This is a genomic window from Pseudomonas fluorescens (genome assembly GCF_001307155.1).
GTDB classification, from domain to species: Bacteria; Pseudomonadota; Gammaproteobacteria; order Pseudomonadales; family Pseudomonadaceae; genus Aquipseudomonas; species Aquipseudomonas helvetica.
The window spans coordinates 5,244,115-5,262,221 of record NZ_CP012830.1 but is presented as its reverse complement, the minus strand read 5'-3'; the positions used below and the strand labels follow the sequence as shown (position 1 = coordinate 5,262,221).

Genomic DNA, 18,107 nt, shown 5'->3' with positions numbered 1-18,107 from the left:
ACGACAACTCCGATGAATTTTTCCCAATTCTTCATTTCACGGCCGATCTTCGCAGCGGTGCTCTCGCTGCTGATCCTGATCGCCGGCAGCATCTCGCTGTTCCAGCTACCGATCAGCGAATACCCGGAAGTCGTGCCACCGACCGTGGTGGTCCGCGCCAACTTCCCGGGTGCCAACCCTAAAGTCATCGGTGAAACCGTGGCCGCTCCGCTGGAGCAAGCCATCACCGGCGTCGAGAACATGCTGTACATGTCCTCGCAGTCCACCGCTGACGGCAAGATCACCCTGACCATCACCTTTGCGCTGGGCACCGACCTGGACAACGCACAGGTTCAGGTGCAGAACCGTGTCACCCGCTCCGAGCCCAAGCTGCCCGCCGAAGTGACCCGGATCGGTATCACGGTGGACAAGGCTTCGCCCGACCTGACCATGGTTGTGCACTTGACCTCGCCGGACAAGCGCTACGACATGCTCTACCTGTCCAACTACGCCTTGCTCAACATCAAGGATGAGCTGGCGCGGCTGGGCGGCGTCGGTGACGTGCAACTGTTCGGCATGGGCGACTATTCGCTGCGGGTCTGGCTCGATCCGAACAAGACCGCTTCGCGCAACCTGACCGCGACCGATGTGGTCAACGCGATTCGCGAACAGAACCGCCAGGTTGCCGCCGGTGCCCTGGGTGCGCCACCTGCACCGAACGCCACCGCGTTCCAGCTCTCGGTCAACACCCAAGGTCGCCTGGTCTCCGAGGAAGAGTTCGAGAACATCATTATTCGCTCTGGCGAAAACGGTGAAATCACTCGCCTCAAGGACATTGCTCGCGTCGAACTGGGCTCCAGCCAGTACGCCTTGCGTTCCTTGCTGAACAACCAACCGGCCGTGGCGATCCCGATCTTCCAGCGTCCAGGCTCCAACGCTATCGAGATCTCCAACGAAGTGCGCGCCAAAATGGCCGAGCTGAAGAAGAGCTTCCCCGAAGGCATGGACTTCAGCATCGTGTATGACCCGACGATCTTCGTTCGCGGTTCCATCGAAGCGGTGGTGCACACGCTGTTCGAAGCACTGATTCTGGTGGTGCTGGTGGTGATCCTGTTCCTGCAAACCTGGCGTGCCTCGATCATTCCGTTGGTGGCGGTACCGGTGTCGTTGATCGGTACGTTCGCCGTGATGCACCTGTTCGGCTTCTCGCTTAACGCGTTGTCATTGTTCGGATTGGTATTGGCCATCGGTATCGTGGTCGACGACGCCATCGTGGTGGTGGAAAACGTCGAACGGAATATCGGCCTCGGGCTGACACCGGTCGAAGCGACCAAACGCGCCATGCGTGAAGTAACCGGACCGATCATCGCCACCGCGCTGGTGCTGTGTGCCGTGTTTATCCCGGCGGCCTTCATCTCCGGGTTGACCGGGCAGTTCTACAAGCAGTTCGCGTTGACCATTGCGATCTCCACTGTGATCTCGGCCTTCAACTCGCTGACCCTGTCGCCAGCGTTGGCGGCCGTGTTGCTTAAAAGTCATGATGCGCCCAAGGACCGTTTCTCGAGGGTCCTCGACGGGATCTTCGGTGGCTGGCTGTTCCGTCCGTTCAACCGTTTCTTTGATCGTGCCAGCCATGGTTATGTCGGCACTGTGGCTCGTGTGATCCGCAGCAGCGGCATCGCCCTGCTGCTGTACGCCGGCCTGATGGCGCTGACGTTCCTCGGGTTCTCGAACACGCCAACCGGGTTCGTGCCTGGCCAGGACAAGCAATACCTGGTGGCTTTCGCCCAACTGCCGGACGCGGCGAGCCTCGACCGCACTGAAGATGTGATCAAGCGCATGTCCGACCTGGCCCTGAAACAGCCTGGCGTGGAAAGCGCAGTGGCCTTCCCTGGCCTGTCGATCAACGGCTTCACCAACAGCCCTAACGCCGGCATCGTGTTCGTCACCCTGAAACCGTTCGACCAACGCAAAGACCCAAGCCAATCGGCTGGTGCCATTGCCGGAGCCTTGAACGGCCAGTACGCCGGGATTCAGGAAGCCTACATGGCGATCTTCCCGCCGCCGCCGGTACAAGGCCTGGGCACCATCGGTGGTTTCCGCCTGCAGATCGAAGACCGGGGCAACCTGGGGTATGACGAGCTGTACAAAGAAACCATGAACATCATCACCAAGAGCCGCAGCGTGCCGGAACTGGCCGGGCTGTTCACCAGCTACACCGTGAACGTGCCACAGGTCGATGCCGCCATCGACCGCGAAAAAGCCAAGACCCACGGCGTGGCCGTCAGCGACATCTTCGACACCCTGCAGATCTACCTGGGTTCGTTGTATGCCAACGACTTCAACCGCTTTGGTCGCACCTATCAGGTCAACGTTCAGGCCGAGCAGCAGTTCCGCCTCGAACCGGACCAGATCGGCCAGCTGAAAGTGCGCAACAACAAAGGCGAGATGATCCCGCTGGCGACCTTCATCAAGGTCAGCGACACCTCGGGCCCGGACCGCGTGATGCACTACAACGGCTTTATCACCGCTGAAATCAACGGCGCCGCAGCCCCTGGCTACAGCTCCGGCCAAGCGCAACAGGCCATCGAAAAACTGCTCAAGGACGAACTGCCTAACGGCATGACCTACGAGTGGACAGACCTGACCTACCAGCAAATTCTGTCCGGCAACACCGCGCTGTTCGTGTTCCCGCTCTGCGTACTGCTGGCGTTCCTGGTACTGGCCGCGCAATACGAGAGCTGGAGCCTGCCGCTGGCGGTGATCCTGATCGTCCCGATGACCCTGTTGTCGGCGATTACCGGGGTGATTCTCTCCGGTGGCGACAACAACATCTTCACCCAGATCGGCTTGATCGTTCTGGTAGGACTGGCCTGCAAGAACGCGATCCTGATCGTCGAGTTCGCCAAGGACAAGCAAGAGGAAGGCCTGGACCCGCTCAGCGCGGTACTGGAAGCCTGCCGTCTGCGTCTGCGGCCGATCCTGATGACCTCCTTCGCCTTCATCATGGGCGTGGTGCCTCTGGTGTTCTCCAGCGGTGCCGGTGCAGAAATGCGTCACGCCATGGGTGTGGCGGTGTTCTCCGGGATGCTCGGGGTGACCTTCTTCGGTCTGTTGCTGACGCCGGTGTTCTACGTATTGATCCGTCGTTTTGTGGAACGCAGCGATGCCCGCAAAGCGGCCAAGGCCCTGAAACTGGAGGCGCAACAATGAGTCTGAAAGTCTTCCTGCCGAGCTTGCTGGTACTGGCCCTGAGTGCCTGTGCCGTCGGCCCGGACTACAAGACCCCGGCAACGGAGGCGGCCAACATCACGGCCGCCACCGATGGCGCCAACGGTCAGAAGAACTTCGACCGCGCACGCTTCGAAGGTGTCTGGTGGCAGCAGTTCGATGACCCGATCCTCAATCAGTTGGTGACCCAGTCGTTGCAGGGCAACCGTGATCTGCGAGTGGCGTATGCGCGCTTGAAGGCATCTCGGGCGTTCCGTGATGACGCGGCCACCCAGACCACACCCAACGTCACCAGCCGCGCCAGCAGTGATTTGGCCAAAGGCCAGATTCCCGGCCAGACCACTCAGCGCGTCAACAGCGAACGCTATGACCTGGGCCTGGACATGGCCTGGGAAGTGGATCTGTTCGGGCGCATCCAGCGCAATCTGGAAGCCGCCGATGCCGATCAACAAGCAGCCGAAGCCGATCTGCATCAACTGCAAGTCAGCATGATTGCCGAACTGGTGGACGCTTACGGTCAACTGCGCGGTGCGCAACTGCGGGAAAAAATCGCGCTGGCCAACCTGCAGAACCAGCAAGAGTCGAGCAAAATCACCGTGAGCCTGCGTGATGCCGGCGTCGGCGATCAGCTCGATGTGGTTCGCGCCGATGCCCGCCTTGCCTCCGTCGAAGCCAGCGTGCCGCAACTGCAAGAAGTGCAGGTGCGTCAACGCAACCGCATCGCCACCCTGCTGGGTGAACGACCGGACAAACTGACCGTCGACCTCAGCCCGGCCAACTTGCCGGCGATTGCCAAGTCCTTGCCGATTGGTGATCCGGGTGAGCTGCTGCAACGCCGTCCGGATATCCGCAGTGCCGAACGCAAGCTGGCCGCCGCCACCGCGCGAATTGGTGTGGCTAAGGCCGATCTGTTCCCACGGGTCAGCCTCAGCGGTTTCCTCGGCTTCACCGCTGGGCGTGGATCGCAGATCGGCTCGTCGGCAGCCAGCGCCTGGGCGCTCAGCCCAAGCATTACCTGGGCCGCCTTCGACCTGGGCAGCGTGCGCGCTCGTTTGCGGGCAGCCGATGCTAACGCCGAAGGCGCCCTGGCGACCTACGAGCAGCAAGTGTTGTTAGCGCTGGAAGAATCGGAGAACGCCTTCTCCGATTACGGTAAACGTCAACAGCGCCTGATCTCGCTGATTCGTCAGAGTGAGTCAAGCCGTGCTGCGGCTGACCTGGCGCAAATTCGCTACCGCGAAGGCACCGTGGATTTCCTGGTGCTGCTCGATGCACAACGTGAGCGCCTTGCCGCCGAGGATTCCCAGGCCCAGGCCGAGGTTGATCTTTACCGTGGCATCGTCGCCATCTACAAGGCCCTCGGCGGTGGCTGGCAACCCGAGACGGTCGCCAGCAGGTAACCCCTTTTCAAGAGCTCCTTTGGTTGGCCGCAACCAACCAAATTTTTTGCCCCGCGTCTCATTCGGTCGCGGGGCTTTTTTTGCCTGCAAACAATGGTGATTCCCCACATTCCCCCGTGTTAGCGGTGATCGTCGGATTTGCGGGTTTCCTGGACAGTCACCGTAGCCGTGGTCCCGGCACGCAGCGTGTTTTTGCCGGCATAGTCGGCGTCGATCTGAATCCGTACCGGCACCCGTTGCGCCAGTTTGACCCAGGTGTAGCTTGGGTTGATGTTGGCCAGCAAACGCCCGCCGGGCAGGTTCTCCCGGTCGGCAATGGCGAAAGCGATGCTTTGCACGGTGCCGCCAAAACGTTCGCCACTCATCAATTCGATGTCGACCCGGTCACCCTCCGCGATTCGCGGCAGTTTGGTTTCTTCGAAGTAGCCGCTGATATAAAACGAGTCGCTGTCCACCAGCGCCACCAGCGGCCCGCCCGCGGTCGCGTAATCGCCCTGCCGCGTCAGCAGATTGGTGACGTAGCCACTGACCGGCGATTCGACCCGAGTGCGCTGCAGATCGTGTTCAGCCTCGGCCAATGCGGCGATGGCCAGTTGCACGTTGGCCTGGGCAAAACCCAGGTTGGCCTGGTTGCGCAGCAAATCGGCCTGGGCCACCGACACCTCGGTACTGGACTTTTCCCACTCTTCGCCAGAAACCGCCATGCGTTCCTTGAGGGTCCGTCGACGCAGCTCCTCGCTTTGACGCTGCTTGAGCAGCGCCTGACTGGCAACGATGGTGGCTTGCGATTGCCCCAGCGAGGCCTTCGCCACTTCGACCGAACGCTTGGCATGTTCCACCGCCAGGGCGTAACGCGAGGGATCGATTTCCAACAGCAACTGCCCCTTCTCCACATGCTGGTTATCCTGCACACCCAGGCGGACGATGCGTCCCGCAACATCGGCGGACAAAGTCACCACATCGGCACGCACCCGTGCGTCCCGGGTCCACGGTGCGCGGGTGTAATGCTCCCAGGCAAACCAGCCGAGCACAAAAGCCAGCACGACCACTGCCAGTGTCGAGAATTGGGCAAGAATCTTCTTCAAGGCATCAGGCTCCCATCGCCAGTATCAACATCGCGCACACGCAGGCGTACAACGCGCCTTCGAACAAGGCTTCATGCCAGACGAATTGCAATACGCCGAGGCGCCGCAGGAACCAGTCCAGCACCAGGAAAATCGGCAAGCCCAGCAGCAGCGCCTGGGCAATCGGCGGCAGATAGACGCCGCCTATTTCCAGATCAATGGTCAAGCGCAGGTACTCCTTGCAAGGTGACAGGCTCAAAGTGGCCACGGTGGCGCTCCAGGAACGACACCACGATCAACAACGCCACACGCATGCGAAACACTGACCACAGGTGTTCATGGACGCTGCAGTGCAGCGCGTCCAGCTCATCGCCCAAGGCGTGCAGGCTGTCGATCACGCGATCCACTTCGATGTTCGGCCGACCGGCAACCAGCCGCCCGACTTCCTGAACGGTGGCAAACAACCGGGTTTGCGTCTGCGGGCTCAGTAGCAGGTTGTTCTGCCCCTGCTGCCTGAGCTGGTTCAAGGCAATGCCCAGGGCCAGACAGCCGAGGCTGACCTCGAACAGGTCACGCGCAGGCTTGTCCTGGATGGCTGGCAACAGCCCCAGCATCGTGGTCAGACGGTCGACCAGACGACTCTCGAAGGCAAACTGGTTTTCATCCGTGGCCGGTTTTTTCAGCAAGGCATAGACCTGCTCGCAATTTTCCTGGTGCAGCCGGCGAATACGCAGAACGGGCCTGAAGGGGAAGATCAAGGCATACACACTCAACGCCAGCACGGTGGCGCAGGTGTAAGCGCCAGCAAATTCAAACCACTGGATCGCGGTGTTCTGCCCCAATCCGGTGTTCTGCGGGCCCAATAACAGAAATGTCGACAATCCCAGCCCGATCCCCGTCCCCGTGGTTGGCGGGCTGGACAACCCCACCGCAACGGCATACAGCAATGGCGCCAGCAACAGGGCCAACAGCTCGAAGCTACTGATCATCGGCACCAGCGCAAATTCAAGCAGCGCCGACACCACCAGCGCCAGACCCAAGCCCCGGGCATAGCTCTGGGCAGCCAACAACGGGCGGGGAAACGTCGCCATCAACGAGCAGAGGATCCCCGCCACAATCATCCCGCCCCGGGCGCCGTCCCAACCGGTTTCGATCCATATCAGGCCAGCCACCATCAGTGCGCAGAACGCACGGATGGCGTTCATCGTCGCCAGGGTGAAATCCAGGTGCAGTGGATTGGCCTGACCGCGAAACACGCTACTGGCCTTGCGTCCGCTCTGGATCGCATCGCTCAATTCCAGAATCGTTTCAAGCTGCTGGAGCATTCGCGCCTGTTCCCAACGCAGTGACCATGACAGCGAGCGCAAGGTGGCCTTCAAGGGCTCGGTCAGTTGCTCCGAACGGTAGGCCAGTGCATCGAAGCGCTGTTGCAATGCCGCAAACTGGTGCCGCTGCTCGCTGGACAGCGCGCGCCCCTGCCGGGCCAGTTCATCGAGAAAGGTCAGCTCTTCGTTCAGCAAATGCTGGATTTCGGCAGGGATCTCGCCTTCCCAGCGTTCGAGCAACAGCTCGCGCTGATGGCGCAATGCGGTGAGCCGCGCGGTCAGCAACAGCAGTTGATTGCCAAGCAATTGCACCAGGTCGTCGGCACTGCGCAAACGCGGCGCGTCGTAATACAAATGCCGGCGTACCCCCTCCAGCGCGCTGATCTGCCCAAGCAGCTGCATTTGCCGACGGTGGAAGTCTTCCTCGCTTTCCTCGGTCCGAATGACCGCGCTGGCATGGGTTGCCAGCAGCTTGATCACCTGATCGATCCTGGCAAAGTAATCCTTGGCCACAGCCTCCGGACGCGCGGTCAGCAGGCTGACCACACAGACACAGGCAACCGCCAGCAACGTCTCGGTCACGCGGGTCACGGCCAACAGGAAGGTGCCCTCCAGATCAGGCACTGCCAGCAGCCCCACCACTACCGCCGTGTAGCCGCTGAGCACAAATGCCTGGGAACTGGTGTAGCGCAACAAGGTGCCACCGGCGGTGCACAGCGCCAGCCACAGGGACAACGTCATCACGAAAGGCACCGGCGCCTGGGGGAAGATCGCCATGATCACCACGGCCACGGCCGCGCCCAGCGTGGTGCCGATGACCTGGCCAAAACTGCGGGCTAGCGCCATCCCGGCCAGCGGCTGGCTGACGATGACCACGGCCATGATCGACCATTTGGGCTGGTCGAGGTCAAACACAAAGGCCAGGTACAGTGTCAGCAGCCCGGCGGTGATCGTTCTCAAGGCAAACAGCAACACCCCGGGACCGGGGTGGAGGATCGCCTTGAAGTACTGCAGCAACGCTTGCATGGAAACACTCGTCGAGTCGTCTCCAGCAAGCGTAGTCACTGCGACGACACGTGAGAGGTTTCAGCTCGACATGTGCCCATCAAGTATGGTTTTAACCACGTCCCGGGTTTGACTCGCAGCGCCAGCTGACCGATGCTGGCAGCTTTGCAAACACTGTCAGATTCCGGATTCCTGCATGCCCATGCCTCGCCGCTACCTGTACATCAGCCTGCTGGTCCTGTTTGCCGTCGGCATTGCCTGGTTTTCTCTGCGCAGTACGACGCCAGAGGTGCCCCCTGCGATCAAGCAGGGCTATCACGACGCCATGGAAAAGGCCCGCAACGGCCAACCCGGTGCGGCGCGAGTGCTCTATCAACAGTTGGCACGTCCGGACTTGTCGGACACGCGCCGTGTCCTGTTGCATGCCGAACTGGCGAATTACCCGAGCCCGCAGGCACTGAAGCTGGCTGACGCGGACCTGCAAAGCCCTGTGGTCGAGGTTCGCCAGGCGGCGATCAAAAGCATCGTCGGGCTGGTGCCCAATGGTCAACGCAGCCTGTTGCTCGGGCCATTGCTCGACGACCACGAGCAAGTCGTGCGTTTTGCCACCGCGAACGCGTTGCTGGGGCTTTCGCCGGATGATCTGGGGTTGTACTTCGGCCCTTTGCAGCAGGTCATCGATGAATACGAGCACTCGCTGAATAGTCAGCCTGAAAGCGCCGAGACCCAATACCAACTGGCTCGCCTGCACCTGCACAACGCTGAAGTGAAAGCAGCACAGCAGGCGCTCGATCAGACCTTGCGCCTGGACCCGGGCAACTTGCCGGCGCTGGTGATGCAGATCGAGGTGCTGGATAAACAGGGCCAGGCCGATGCTGCCCAACAAATGCTCGCCAGACAGTTGCAGGCCCAACCTGACTCCGCCTACCTGCAGCATGCTTTAGGGTTGTGGTTGCTGCATCACGGACAAAACGAGCTGGCCTTGCTCGGCCTTTCAAAAGCGGTAGAACTTGCGCCCGACAACAGGGAATACCGCTACGACCTGGCAACCACCTTGCACGGCCAGGAAGAACTCGAAGCCGCACAAAAGCAGCTTCAGGAAATCGTTCAGCGTCACCCGGCCGATCGCAAGGCGCGAGTCACGTTGATCAACTACTGGAAGGAAAGTGGCCAGCTGCAGAATGTTCAGGTGCTGCTGGCACAACTTGAGCAGATGAATCCGGATGACCCGGCGTTGCAGCAGGGCCTGTAAACGATAGACCGCAGGAGCGGAGCTTACGAAAGCATTTCGTGCATCAAGACCTGCAACTCGTCGAGATCGAACGGCTTGGCCAGGATCGGCGCCTTTTGCGCGATCGGGCTGCCGGACTCACGAATTTCCTGCGGGTAACCGCTGATGAAAATCACCTTGAGTTCAGGTCGCAGCTTCACCGCGGGTTCGGCAATCTGTACGCCGGAGATGCCACCGGGCAGACGGTAATCGGTGATCATCATATCCAGGTGCGGTTTGCTCGCGAGAATTTCGAAAGCCTGCTCGCCATCTACAGCCTGCAAAACCCGATAGCCCTCACCCGACAGATAGGCGACCAGTACCATCAGGATCGAGGGGTCATCTTCAACAATCAATACGACGTCTTGTGCATCTTCACTCATGGGAAGCCTTTGTTCGGTCAATAGCTGCTGATACGACCCTTCGGTCACGCAGAGGTTGCGTTGCTTTGTCTGTTTTCCTGCAGCGGTAGGCAAACACGAAATAACGAACCTTGATTAATCTTGCTCTCAACGGTGATGGATCCGCCATGGGCGGCGACGATTTGCTCGGAAATAAATAGCCCTAAACCCAGTCCGGCCACCACGGTTTTCGCTGACACACGCTCGAACTGCTGAAAAATACGTTTCTGGTTTTCCTCACTGATGCCAATCCCCTGATCCCTGATCTCCATCCGCGCTTCACCGTCCTGGCTGTACACGCGAACCTCGATCGGACGCTTGGCACCGTAACGCAGGGCGTTGGTCAGCAGGTTGGACACCACCTGCTCGATGCGAAACTCATCCCAATTGCCTTCCACCGGTAGCGGAGCGACAAACGTCACCGACGACTCGGCAGACTCCACCTGCGGTGCAAAACTCTGCAACAGGTTACCCGTCAACTGCGCCAGGTCAAAACGGCTGGGGCGAATCGACAGCTTGCCGGTGCGAATCCGCGAAACATCGAGCATGTCCTCGATCAAGCGAATCAGGCTCTTAATCTGCCGCTCATCGCGATCGACCATCGCGTGCATCTTGTCCAGGGTAAACGCCGCAGCATTGTCCCGGGCCAGATGCATCTTGCGCAGCTGGGTTTCGAGGATCAGCCCGTTCAACGGTGTACGGACCTCGTGAGCGACGATCGACATGAAGTCATCACGCATGCGCACGGCCTGCTCCAGCTCGCTCTGCGTGGCCTGCAATTGCTTGAGTAACGCCTCCTGCTCACGACGGCCTTGCTCCAGGGCTTCGACCTGCAGATTCATTGCCTTGCGCTGCCGGTACAGGTCGACAAACACGTTGACCTTGCTTTTCACCGCGTGGATATCCAGCGGTTTATGCAAAAAGTCCACGGCGCCACTTTCGTAACCCTTGAACGCGTAATGACTCTCTCGCCCGGCCGCACTGACGAAAATAATCGGAATGCTCCGGGTTTTCTCGGTACCGCGCATCAGTTCGGCCAGTTCGAAGCCGTTCATGCCGGGCATCTGCACATCGAGAATGGCGATGGCGAACTCGTGTTGCAGCAGCAATGACAAGGCTTCGTCCGCGGATAGCGCCTTGTACACCGTACGGTCTTCACGGGTGATCAGCGCTTCGAGCGCCAGCAGGTTCTCTGGCAGATCGTCGACGATCAGCAATTTGGCCTGGATATTACTCAGCATGCTTGCGGTAGATCCGTTCTTGTTTGACCAAAGGTTCGAACTGCTTGCCATAGGTCGAGAAGTCCAGGGTCTCCTTACTGCCCAGCACCAGGAAACCACGATGACACAGCGACTCATGAAACAGCCCGAAGGCACGATCCTGTAATTTTTTATTGAAATAAATCAATACATTGCGACATGAAATTAATTGAGTTTCTGAAAAGACACTGTCAGTCGCCAGGCTGTGATCGGCGAAAGTCACGTTCTCACACAGGGTCTTGTCGAAAATCGCGTGGTCATACGCCGCCGTATAGTAGTTGGCGAACGAGCACTGACCACCGGCCTGCTGGTAGTTATGGGTGTAGGCGCGGATGTTCGCCAGCGAAAAGATCCCCTGTTTGGCCTTTTCTAGCGAGCGTGGGTTGATGTCAGTGGCGTAAATGATGGTGCGCTCCAGCAAGCCCTCTTCGCGCAGCAGAATGGCCATCGAATAGACCTCTTCGCCCGTGCTGCACCCGGCAATCCAGATCTTGATCGAAGGATAGGTCTTGAGCAGCGGCACCACTTCCTGACGAATGGCCTGGAAGTGTGCCGGGTCGCGAAACATCTCGCTGACCGGAATCGTCAGCAATTGCAGCAACTGCATGAACGCCGTCGGGTCGTGCAGCACCCGCTCCTGCAGCGCGGAAATGGTCTTGCATTCGAGTTGATGCAAGGCGTGATTGACCCGACGCTTGATCGAAGCGCCGGAGTAATCACGAAAGTCGTAGCTGTATTTGAGGTAGATCGCTTCGACCAGCAACCGCAGCTCAATGTCGGTATTTCTCTCCACTTAGATACGTTCCATCTTCGGTAACCACACGCGAATCAGCGAGAACAGGCGGTCCAGGTCGATGGGCTTGGCCAGGTAATCGTTGGAACCTGCTTGCAGGCAGCGCTCCTGATCGTCCTTCATGGCCTTGGCCGTCACCGCAATGATCGGCAACTTGCGCCAGCGCGGGTCCTTGCGGATCTCGAGGGTGGCTTCAAAACCGTCCATCTCCGGCATCATCACGTCCATCAGCACCAGGTCGATGTCATCCACCTCATTGAGTTTCTCGATCGCTTCACGACCGTTACGGCCAATCACCACGATAGCGCCCTTGTGCTCCAGCGCGCTGGTGAGGGAAAAGATATTGCGCACATCATCATCCACCAACAGCACCTTGCGGCCTTCGAAGACCCTGTCGCGGCTGCGGGCAGTCTTGAGCATCGTTTGCCGCTCATGGGACAACCGCGATTCGACTTTGTGCAGGAACAGTGTCACCTCGTCGAGCAGGCGCTCTGGCGAGCGCGCGCCCTTGATGATGATCGAGCGTGAATACTTGCGCAGATCCGCCTCTTCATCACGGGTCAAGTTACGCCCGGTATAGACGATCACCGGCGGGAACGAGCAGATATCTTCGGTGGACATGCGCTTGAGCAAGTCATTGCCGAGCATGTCCGGCAGTTTCAGGTCGATGATCATGCAGTCATAGATCGTCTCGCGCAGCAGGTCCAGTGCTTCCTGGGCCAGTCCGACAGCGGTGATCTCGATGTCATCGTCACCGATCAGCCGGGCAATGCTGTCGCGTTGCAGGTCATCGTCTTCCACCAGCAGCACGCGCTTGACCTTTTGCGTCAATTTGGCTTCCAGTCGCGCGAATACGTCCTTGAGCTCTTCGCGGGTGGTCGGCTTGAGCGCATAACCGATGGCGCCCATGTGCATGGCGGCCTCGACACGGTCCTCGACGGAAATCACGTGAACCGGGATGTGGCGGGTTTCGGCATGTTCTTTCAGGCGCTGTAACACCGTCAGCCCGGAATGGTCCGGCAGGCGCATGTCCAGCAGAATCGCATCCGGCATGAAGCGTTTCGCCAGGTCGTACCCTTCATCGGCGCCGTGAGCCACCAGGCATTGATAGCCCAGCTCGTGAGCCAGGTCGAAGAGGATGTGTGCGAAGTTCACTTCATCTTCCACTACCAGCATGCAACGGCGAGTGAACGGCGCTTTGTCACGGTCATCCGCAAAGCGCGGAATCTTCGCTTCGACGATCAGCGGTGCAGGCGCGGCAGTCACCTTGGGAGCTGCGACGACCGGTACGATCTTCAGCAGCTCACGCGGCTCATCGCCGAGGTCGACATACTGCACAGGCAACACCAGCGTGAATGAGCTGCCCTGCCCCGGTTCACTGATGACGCTGATCGAACCGCCGAGCAACGCTGCCAGGTCACGCGAAATCGACAAGCCCAGCCCCGTGCCACCGTAACGACGGTTGGTACTGCCATCGGCCTGACGGAAGGCCTCGAAAATACTTTCCTGCTGATCACTGGCAATACCGATGCCCGAGTCACGAACGATAAAAGCAATGCCCTCGCCCGCCTGCCTGGCCACCGTCAGGCTGACGCTACCCTTTTCGGTAAACTTGATAGCGTTCGACAAGAGGTTCTTGAGCACCTGCTCCAGACGCTGACGATCGGTGAACACCATCAACGGCGCATCCGTTTGCAGTTCGAGGTTGAACGCCAGATGTTTGTCCGCTGCCAACGGTTCAAACATGCCGCGCAAGCCATCGACCAGCCGCGCGACACTGGTGTTCTCCGGGCGTATTACAAGCTTGCCGGCCTCGACCTTGGAAATATCGAGAATGTCGTTGATCAGGTTGAGCAAATCGTTGCCAGCCGAATAAATCGACTCGGCAAATGTCACCTGTTCGGCGCTGAGGTTTTGTTGTGGGTTCTCTGCCAGCAACCTGGCAAGAATCAACGAACTGTTCAACGGCGTACGCAGTTCATGGGACATATTGGCGAGGAATTCGGATTTGTACTGGCTGGAACGCTGCAACTCTTGCGCACGCTCCTCAAGTTGTACCTGGGCCTGATTCAACTCACCGTTCTTGCGATCCATCGCATCGCGCTGTTCGGCGAGCTGTTCGTTGGTCTGCTCAAGCTCGGCCTGCTGAGTCTCCAGGTGCCATTGCGACTCTTTGAGCACCCGCGACTGTTCTTCCAGCTCTTCGTTGGCAGTCTTCAGTTCTTCTTGCTGCACCTGTAACTCTTCATTGAGTTGCTGGGTCTGGGCGAGTACTTCCTGCAATCGTTGGCGATAACGTGCCGCTTCGATGGAGGTGCCGATATTCCCGGCTATCAGCTCCAGCAACTCGACATCGCGCTCGGTCAGGGCATGCAGAAACCCCAGTTCGATGACCCCGTTGACCCGATCGTCATCACGGGTCGGCACCACCAGCACACTGCACGGCACGCCCTCACCCAACCCCGAGCTGACTTTGAAATAACCGGCGGGTACTTCATCCAGACGAATCAGCCGACCTTGTTGTGCCACCTGGCCGGTAATGCCCTCGCCACTGTTGATCGCTTGCTCGCGCCCTTCCTGCTCGCGGGAGAAACCATAAGAGGCGATGCGCGTGAGGCCTCCGTGCTCTTCTTTGGCGTAAATCGCGCCGACGGCGCTGCCGAGGTATTGCGCGCAAAACTGCAGAATATTGCGTCCCAACCGATTTAACGTCAGTTGCCCAAGCACCTGTTCCGCCAATTCGGTCTGGCCATTGCGCAGCCAGGCTTGTTGTTCCAGACGTTGCGCGCTGCTCTGTTGCGCCGCGAGGTTGGCGCTGTACTTTTGCGACAGGCTGAGCAAATCGCGACGACCGACGTAGGCCAGCAAACCACTGATACCGGCAACCAACAGCAGATACAGGGAAATGCTCCAGATCGTCGTGCGTCGAACCCCTTCGTTGCGCGTGATACGCAACTGTTGCTCCATGTCGATGACATCTTCGTACTGCTTGCGGATTTCATCGGTCAGTCGCTTACCGCGGCCGGATTTCACGGCCGCCCGGTAATCACCACTGCGGTGCTGCAAGTCGATCATGGTCTGCGCGTAATCGTTCCACTCCACCTGCAACGCCTCGAGTCTGCGCAGGCGATCAACCTGCGGCGGGTTATCGGCCGTCAGTTCCTGCAAGGTCTTGAGCGCAGCGATGATTCTCGGTTTGGCTGTTTCGTAGGGATCGAGAAAATGCTCGTCACCGGACAACAGAAAACCACGCATCCCGGTTTCCAGGTCGACGGTCAGCGTTAACGCTTCGTTGGCGTTATTGATCACCCGGTCCGTGTGCTCGAGCCATTGGATCACCGACAACAGATAAGTGATCAAAGAGACAAAAAACACCGCGCTCAGCACGCCCATACCCAGCGGCAAGCTGACATTGCGGCTCAACAGTTTGCGAAAACCTTGCTCATCAACCGAAGACGAAGAAGTCATTGGATGGCCTTGGTGAACCGTCGTAAGTGAAGGAGTTTGCTCCATAAACGCCCCTTGGATCTTTTATTTGAATTTCTTGCGTCGCTCAGCATGATTCAGAGAGAACGGTTACCCTGTCGACTCACGCCGGTAACTACAATCAACCTGTGACCGACCGTCTTCTTCCGAGAGCCACCACCATGTCCGCCACAGCGCCCACCATCCTTGTAGTCGAAGACGATAGCATTGTGCGCATGCTGATCGTCGACGTACTGGAAGAACTCAAGTTCAAGGTGCTGGAGGCCGACACGGGTAACGCAGCGCTTGCCCTGCTCAACGATAGCGCGCAAATCATCGATCTGCTGATGACCGACGTGGGATTGCCGGAGATGGATGGCCGGGAGCTGGCCGCTCAGGCGCGGGTACTGCACCCGGCATTGCCGATACTGTTTGCCAGTGGCTATGCGGAAAGTATTGAAGTGCCGGAGGGCATGTCGGTGATTGGCAAGCCGTTCTCTATCGAGCAGTTGCGCGACAAGGTCCTGAGCATGCTTACGGCTTGAGCTCAGCTTTTCTTGCGCACTTCATTCAAGGTACTGGCCACTTTCAAGTGCCGGTACAGCAAGGTCGACGCCCATTCCCGATCGCCCTGCTCCAGCGCATCGATAATTTCCAGGTGTTCACGGCAGGAGGTGCGAACCCGTTCCAGGTTCGACACGGTATGAAATTCGGTCAGCCGGCGCAGGCGGTTTTGCTGCTGCACGGTTTGCAGGATGAAGCTATTGCCGGACGCTGCAGCCAGTAACTCGTGAAATTCGGCGTTGGCTTCGAAAAAGCTCAGGCTGTCGGGAGTGCCTTCGAGCAGTGCCTGCTGCTTCTCACGGCAACGCTGCAAGCGTTCACGCGGCAGATTGAAGGTCGGTTCGAGCAAGCCCGCGGGTTCCAGGAGCATGCGGAAGCGATAGCTTTCGAAGCGCTTTTCGGCCGAGCCCAAGGTGGGCAAAAACATCCAGCCGTGCCCGTGTTTGCGCTGCATCACACCTTCGTCGGACAACCGCAGCAAGCAACGGCGCAATACCGCTTTGCTGGCACCGTAACGACGCAACAGATCACTCTCCATCACCTGATCGGGAATCGCCTGAGCCAGTCGATCATCAATCAGCCGCTGATACAGCTCCTCATCCTCACCGATCGGCAGACTGACCTTGGCCAGCTCATCGCTGAGCGGTGTATCCAGCACGCAATAACCCTGATGGGGCAAGCGTCCGATCACCTGCTCTTGCGCCAGGTAGACCAGCGCCCCGCGAATCGGCGAGCGAGACACGCCGAAGCGCTCGGCCAGTTCGACCTCTTTGAGGTGACTGCCGGGGGTTAACTCACCAGACCGGATCGCCATGAGAATCTGCGAAGCGACTTTGGTCTGGAGTGCGGTGGGTTGGGTCATCGAAAAACGTCCATGAATCAGCTGTCAGACGCTAACTCATGAATCGGCAAACTTCCAGTCAATACAAGCGCATAAGGCACCGTTGGGCGATTGCCGGGCACAATAAACATCATCAGCTGTGGTTTAATTGCGCCCCGCGTTTCTCTCCAGTCTTCTGCCTGCATCAAGGAAATCCCGTTCATGAGTCAGCCCCGCGCAACCAAAGTCCTGGTCATTGGTTACGTCTGGCCCGAGCCGCGCTCGTCCGCAGCCAGCGGACACGTGATGCAAATCCTTGAAACGTTTTTACAGCAAGGCTGGGACATCACGTTCAGCAGCCCGGCCGGTGCGGGCGAACACAAGGCCGACCTGGCGGAATTGGGCATTCGTGAAGTCCCCATCGAGCTGAACAACAGCAGCTTCGATACCTTCGTCAGCGATCTGGCTCCGGATATCGTGCTGTTCGATCAGTTCATGATGGAAGAACAGTTCGGCTGGCGTGTCGAGAAACATTGCCCCGACGCCTTGCGCGTACTTGAGACCTCTGATCTGCAGAGCTTGCGACATGCCCGCCACCAGCGGCTCAAGGACCGCCTGAAGGCCAGTGACGACGCCAATGACTTCAGCGAGTTGTTCGCCCCGGCATTGCGTGAAGAGTTCGAGCTCATGGCCGAAACCGACCTGGCCAAGCGTGAAATTGCCGCGCTGTTCCGTTGCGACCTGAACCTGATGATCTCGGAGGTCGAGATTGAGTTGCTGGTCAAACAGTTCAAACTGCCGCGCCAGGTGCTGCACTGGTGCCCACTGATGATCGACCCGCTCACTCAGCCGTTCACCCCCTTCGAGGACCGTGCGCACTTCCTGAGCATCGGCAATTTCCGTCACGCGCCGAACTGGGACGCCGTGCTCTGGATGAAAACCACCCTCTGGCCACTGATCCGGCAACAACTGCCCGGTGCGCAACTGCATATTTATGGCGCTTATACGCCGCCAAAGGCGACCGCGCTGCACAACCCGAGCCAGGGATTTCACGTGATGAACTGGGCCGAAGACGCCTTGCAGGTCATGTCCGCGGCACGCATCTGCCTGGCTCCGCTGCGCTTCGGCGCTGGCATCAAGGGCAAGATTGTCGACGCCATGCTGTGCGGCACACCGAATGTCACCACGCCGGTCGGTGCCGAAAGTATGTCCGGGGACATGCCTTGGCCGGGTGCGATCGCCGAAAGCGCCCAGAGCCTTGCCGATGCAGCTGTGCGCCTGTATCAAGACAAGACGCAGTGGACCCTTGCTCAAACCGCCGGCATCAAACTATTGGCCGATCGTTACCAGCAGCGCGTTCATGGCCCGGCATTGATTGATCGACTGATGGGTTGCCGCGAAAACCTGTTGAAACAGCGCAACGATAACTTTATCGGCAGTATGCTGCGGCATCATCAGCACAAGAGCACTCAATATATGTCGCAGTGGATTGAAGAAAAAAACCGCAATAACGGATAAGCATTCGTTAACC

14 protein-coding genes are annotated in these 18,107 nt (G+C 59.0%); 5 read left to right on the top strand and 9 right to left on the bottom strand.

The features are described 5' to 3' along the window. Nucleotides 1–12 precede the first annotated feature (12 nt). The gene (locus AO353_RS23960) at nt 13–3,192 is read left to right on the top strand and encodes an efflux RND transporter permease subunit (RefSeq protein ID WP_054597209.1); all 3,180 of its coding nucleotides are present in this window, start codon (nt 13–15) and stop codon (nt 3,190–3,192) included. Beyond that, on the top strand, nt 3,189–4,610 hold the full coding sequence (locus AO353_RS23955; RefSeq protein WP_054597208.1) for an efflux transporter outer membrane subunit: 1,422 nt from the start codon (nt 3,189–3,191) through the stop codon (nt 4,608–4,610). Before AO353_RS23960 ends, AO353_RS23955 begins: the two co-directional genes overlap by 4 nt. A gap of 119 nt (nt 4,611–4,729) precedes the next feature. On the opposite strand, the gene AO353_RS23950 is transcribed toward AO353_RS23955, so the two are convergent. The 3 genes from AO353_RS23950 to AO353_RS23940 are packed head-to-tail and all read right to left on the bottom strand — an operon-like array spanning nt 4,730 to nt 8,025. Further along, nucleotides 4,730–5,695, bottom strand: a complete 966-nt coding sequence (locus tag AO353_RS23950; protein WP_054597207.1) for an HlyD family secretion protein — start codon at nt 5,693–5,695, stop codon at nt 4,730–4,732. A 4-nt stretch (nt 5,696–5,699) separates the two neighbouring features. After that, a complete protein-coding gene (locus tag AO353_RS23945; RefSeq protein ID WP_054597206.1) occupies nt 5,700–5,900 on the bottom strand; it encodes a DUF1656 domain-containing protein in 201 nt (66 codons plus the stop codon). Further along, nucleotides 5,890–8,025: an FUSC family protein gene (locus tag AO353_RS23940; RefSeq protein WP_054597205.1), complete on the bottom strand. Its 2,136-nt coding sequence runs from the start codon at nt 8,023–8,025 to the stop codon at nt 5,890–5,892. Before AO353_RS23940 ends, AO353_RS23945 begins: the two co-directional genes overlap by 11 nt. A gap of 175 nt (nt 8,026–8,200) precedes the next feature. Between AO353_RS23940 and AO353_RS23935 the strand changes: the two genes are divergently transcribed. Next, nucleotides 8,201–9,256, top strand: a complete 1,056-nt coding sequence (locus AO353_RS23935) for a HEAT repeat domain-containing protein (protein ID WP_054597204.1) — start codon at nt 8,201–8,203, stop codon at nt 9,254–9,256. A gap of 23 nt (nt 9,257–9,279) precedes the next feature. Here AO353_RS23935 and AO353_RS23930 read toward each other — a convergent pair whose 3' ends face one another. The 4 genes from AO353_RS23930 to AO353_RS23915 are packed head-to-tail and all read right to left on the bottom strand — an operon-like array spanning nt 9,280 to nt 15,195. Next, complete coding sequence (locus tag AO353_RS23930; RefSeq protein WP_054597203.1) at nt 9,280–9,657, bottom strand: response regulator; 378 nt, start codon at nt 9,655–9,657, stop codon at nt 9,280–9,282. 44 nt (nt 9,658–9,701) lie between these two features. Next, nucleotides 9,702–10,916 carry a hybrid sensor histidine kinase/response regulator gene (locus tag AO353_RS23925; protein WP_054597202.1) on the bottom strand — a complete coding sequence of 405 codons (1,215 nt, stop codon included), beginning with the start codon at nt 10,914–10,916 and terminating at the stop codon, nt 9,702–9,704. After that, entirely contained in the window at nt 10,906–11,727 is an 822-nt protein-coding gene (locus AO353_RS23920) for a CheR family methyltransferase (protein ID WP_054597201.1), read from the bottom strand. Before AO353_RS23920 ends, AO353_RS23925 begins: the two co-directional genes overlap by 11 nt. After that, on the bottom strand, nt 11,728–15,195 hold the full coding sequence (locus AO353_RS23915) for a response regulator (RefSeq protein WP_054597200.1): 3,468 nt from the start codon (nt 15,193–15,195) through the stop codon (nt 11,728–11,730). It lies immediately after the preceding gene. A 179-nt stretch (nt 15,196–15,374) separates the two neighbouring features. Here AO353_RS23915 and AO353_RS23910 point away from each other — a divergent pair, with 179 nt between their 5' ends. Next, nucleotides 15,375–15,737, top strand: coding sequence for a response regulator (locus tag AO353_RS23910; protein ID WP_054597199.1), 363 nt, complete (start codon nt 15,375–15,377; stop codon nt 15,735–15,737). 2 nt (nt 15,738–15,739) lie between these two features. On the opposite strand, the gene AO353_RS23905 is transcribed toward AO353_RS23910, so the two are convergent. Together AO353_RS23905 and AO353_RS31225 are read right to left on the bottom strand one after the other, a co-directional pair. Next, on the bottom strand, nt 15,740–16,618 hold the full coding sequence (locus AO353_RS23905) for a GntR family transcriptional regulator (RefSeq protein ID WP_054597198.1): 879 nt from the start codon (nt 16,616–16,618) through the stop codon (nt 15,740–15,742). A 17-nt stretch (nt 16,619–16,635) separates the two neighbouring features. Then, entirely contained in the window at nt 16,636–16,800 is a 165-nt protein-coding gene (locus tag AO353_RS31225; protein ID WP_158246510.1) for a hypothetical protein, read from the bottom strand. On the opposite strand from AO353_RS31225, the gene AO353_RS23900 reads away from it, so the two are divergent. Further along, complete coding sequence (locus tag AO353_RS23900; RefSeq protein ID WP_054597197.1) at nt 16,799–18,094, top strand: glycosyltransferase; 1,296 nt, start codon at nt 16,799–16,801, stop codon at nt 18,092–18,094. The two genes, AO353_RS31225 and AO353_RS23900, sit on opposite strands and share 2 nt — an antisense overlap. Nucleotides 18,095–18,107: the final 13 nt, after the last annotated feature.

Bases quoted from the DNA above. Each gene is read 5' to 3' on its own strand.
- AO353_RS23915 (WP_054597200.1), bottom strand. From the start codon at position 15,195: ATGACTTCTTCGTCTTCGGTTGATGAGCAAGGTTTTCGCAAACTGTTG.
- AO353_RS23925 (WP_054597202.1), bottom strand. From the start codon at position 10,916: ATGCTGAGTAATATCCAGGCCAAATTGCTGATCGTCGACGATCTGCCA.
- AO353_RS23910 (WP_054597199.1), top strand. From the start codon at position 15,375: ATGTCCGCCACAGCGCCCACCATCCTTGTAGTCGAAGACGATAGCATT.
- AO353_RS23930 (WP_054597203.1), bottom strand. From the start codon at position 9,657: ATGAGTGAAGATGCACAAGACGTCGTATTGATTGTTGAAGATGACCCC.
- AO353_RS23900 (WP_054597197.1), top strand. From the start codon at position 16,799: ATGAGTCAGCCCCGCGCAACCAAAGTCCTGGTCATTGGTTACGTCTGG.
- AO353_RS31225 (WP_158246510.1), bottom strand. From the start codon at position 16,800: ATGAACGGGATTTCCTTGATGCAGGCAGAAGACTGGAGAGAAACGCGG.
- AO353_RS23905 (WP_054597198.1), bottom strand. From the start codon at position 16,618: ATGACCCAACCCACCGCACTCCAGACCAAAGTCGCTTCGCAGATTCTC.
- AO353_RS23940 (WP_054597205.1), bottom strand. From the start codon at position 8,025: ATGCAAGCGTTGCTGCAGTACTTCAAGGCGATCCTCCACCCCGGTCCC.
- AO353_RS23935 (WP_054597204.1), top strand. From the start codon at position 8,201: ATGCCCATGCCTCGCCGCTACCTGTACATCAGCCTGCTGGTCCTGTTT.
- AO353_RS23955 (WP_054597208.1), top strand. From the start codon at position 3,189: ATGAGTCTGAAAGTCTTCCTGCCGAGCTTGCTGGTACTGGCCCTGAGT.
- AO353_RS23960 (WP_054597209.1), top strand. From the start codon at position 13: ATGAATTTTTCCCAATTCTTCATTTCACGGCCGATCTTCGCAGCGGTG.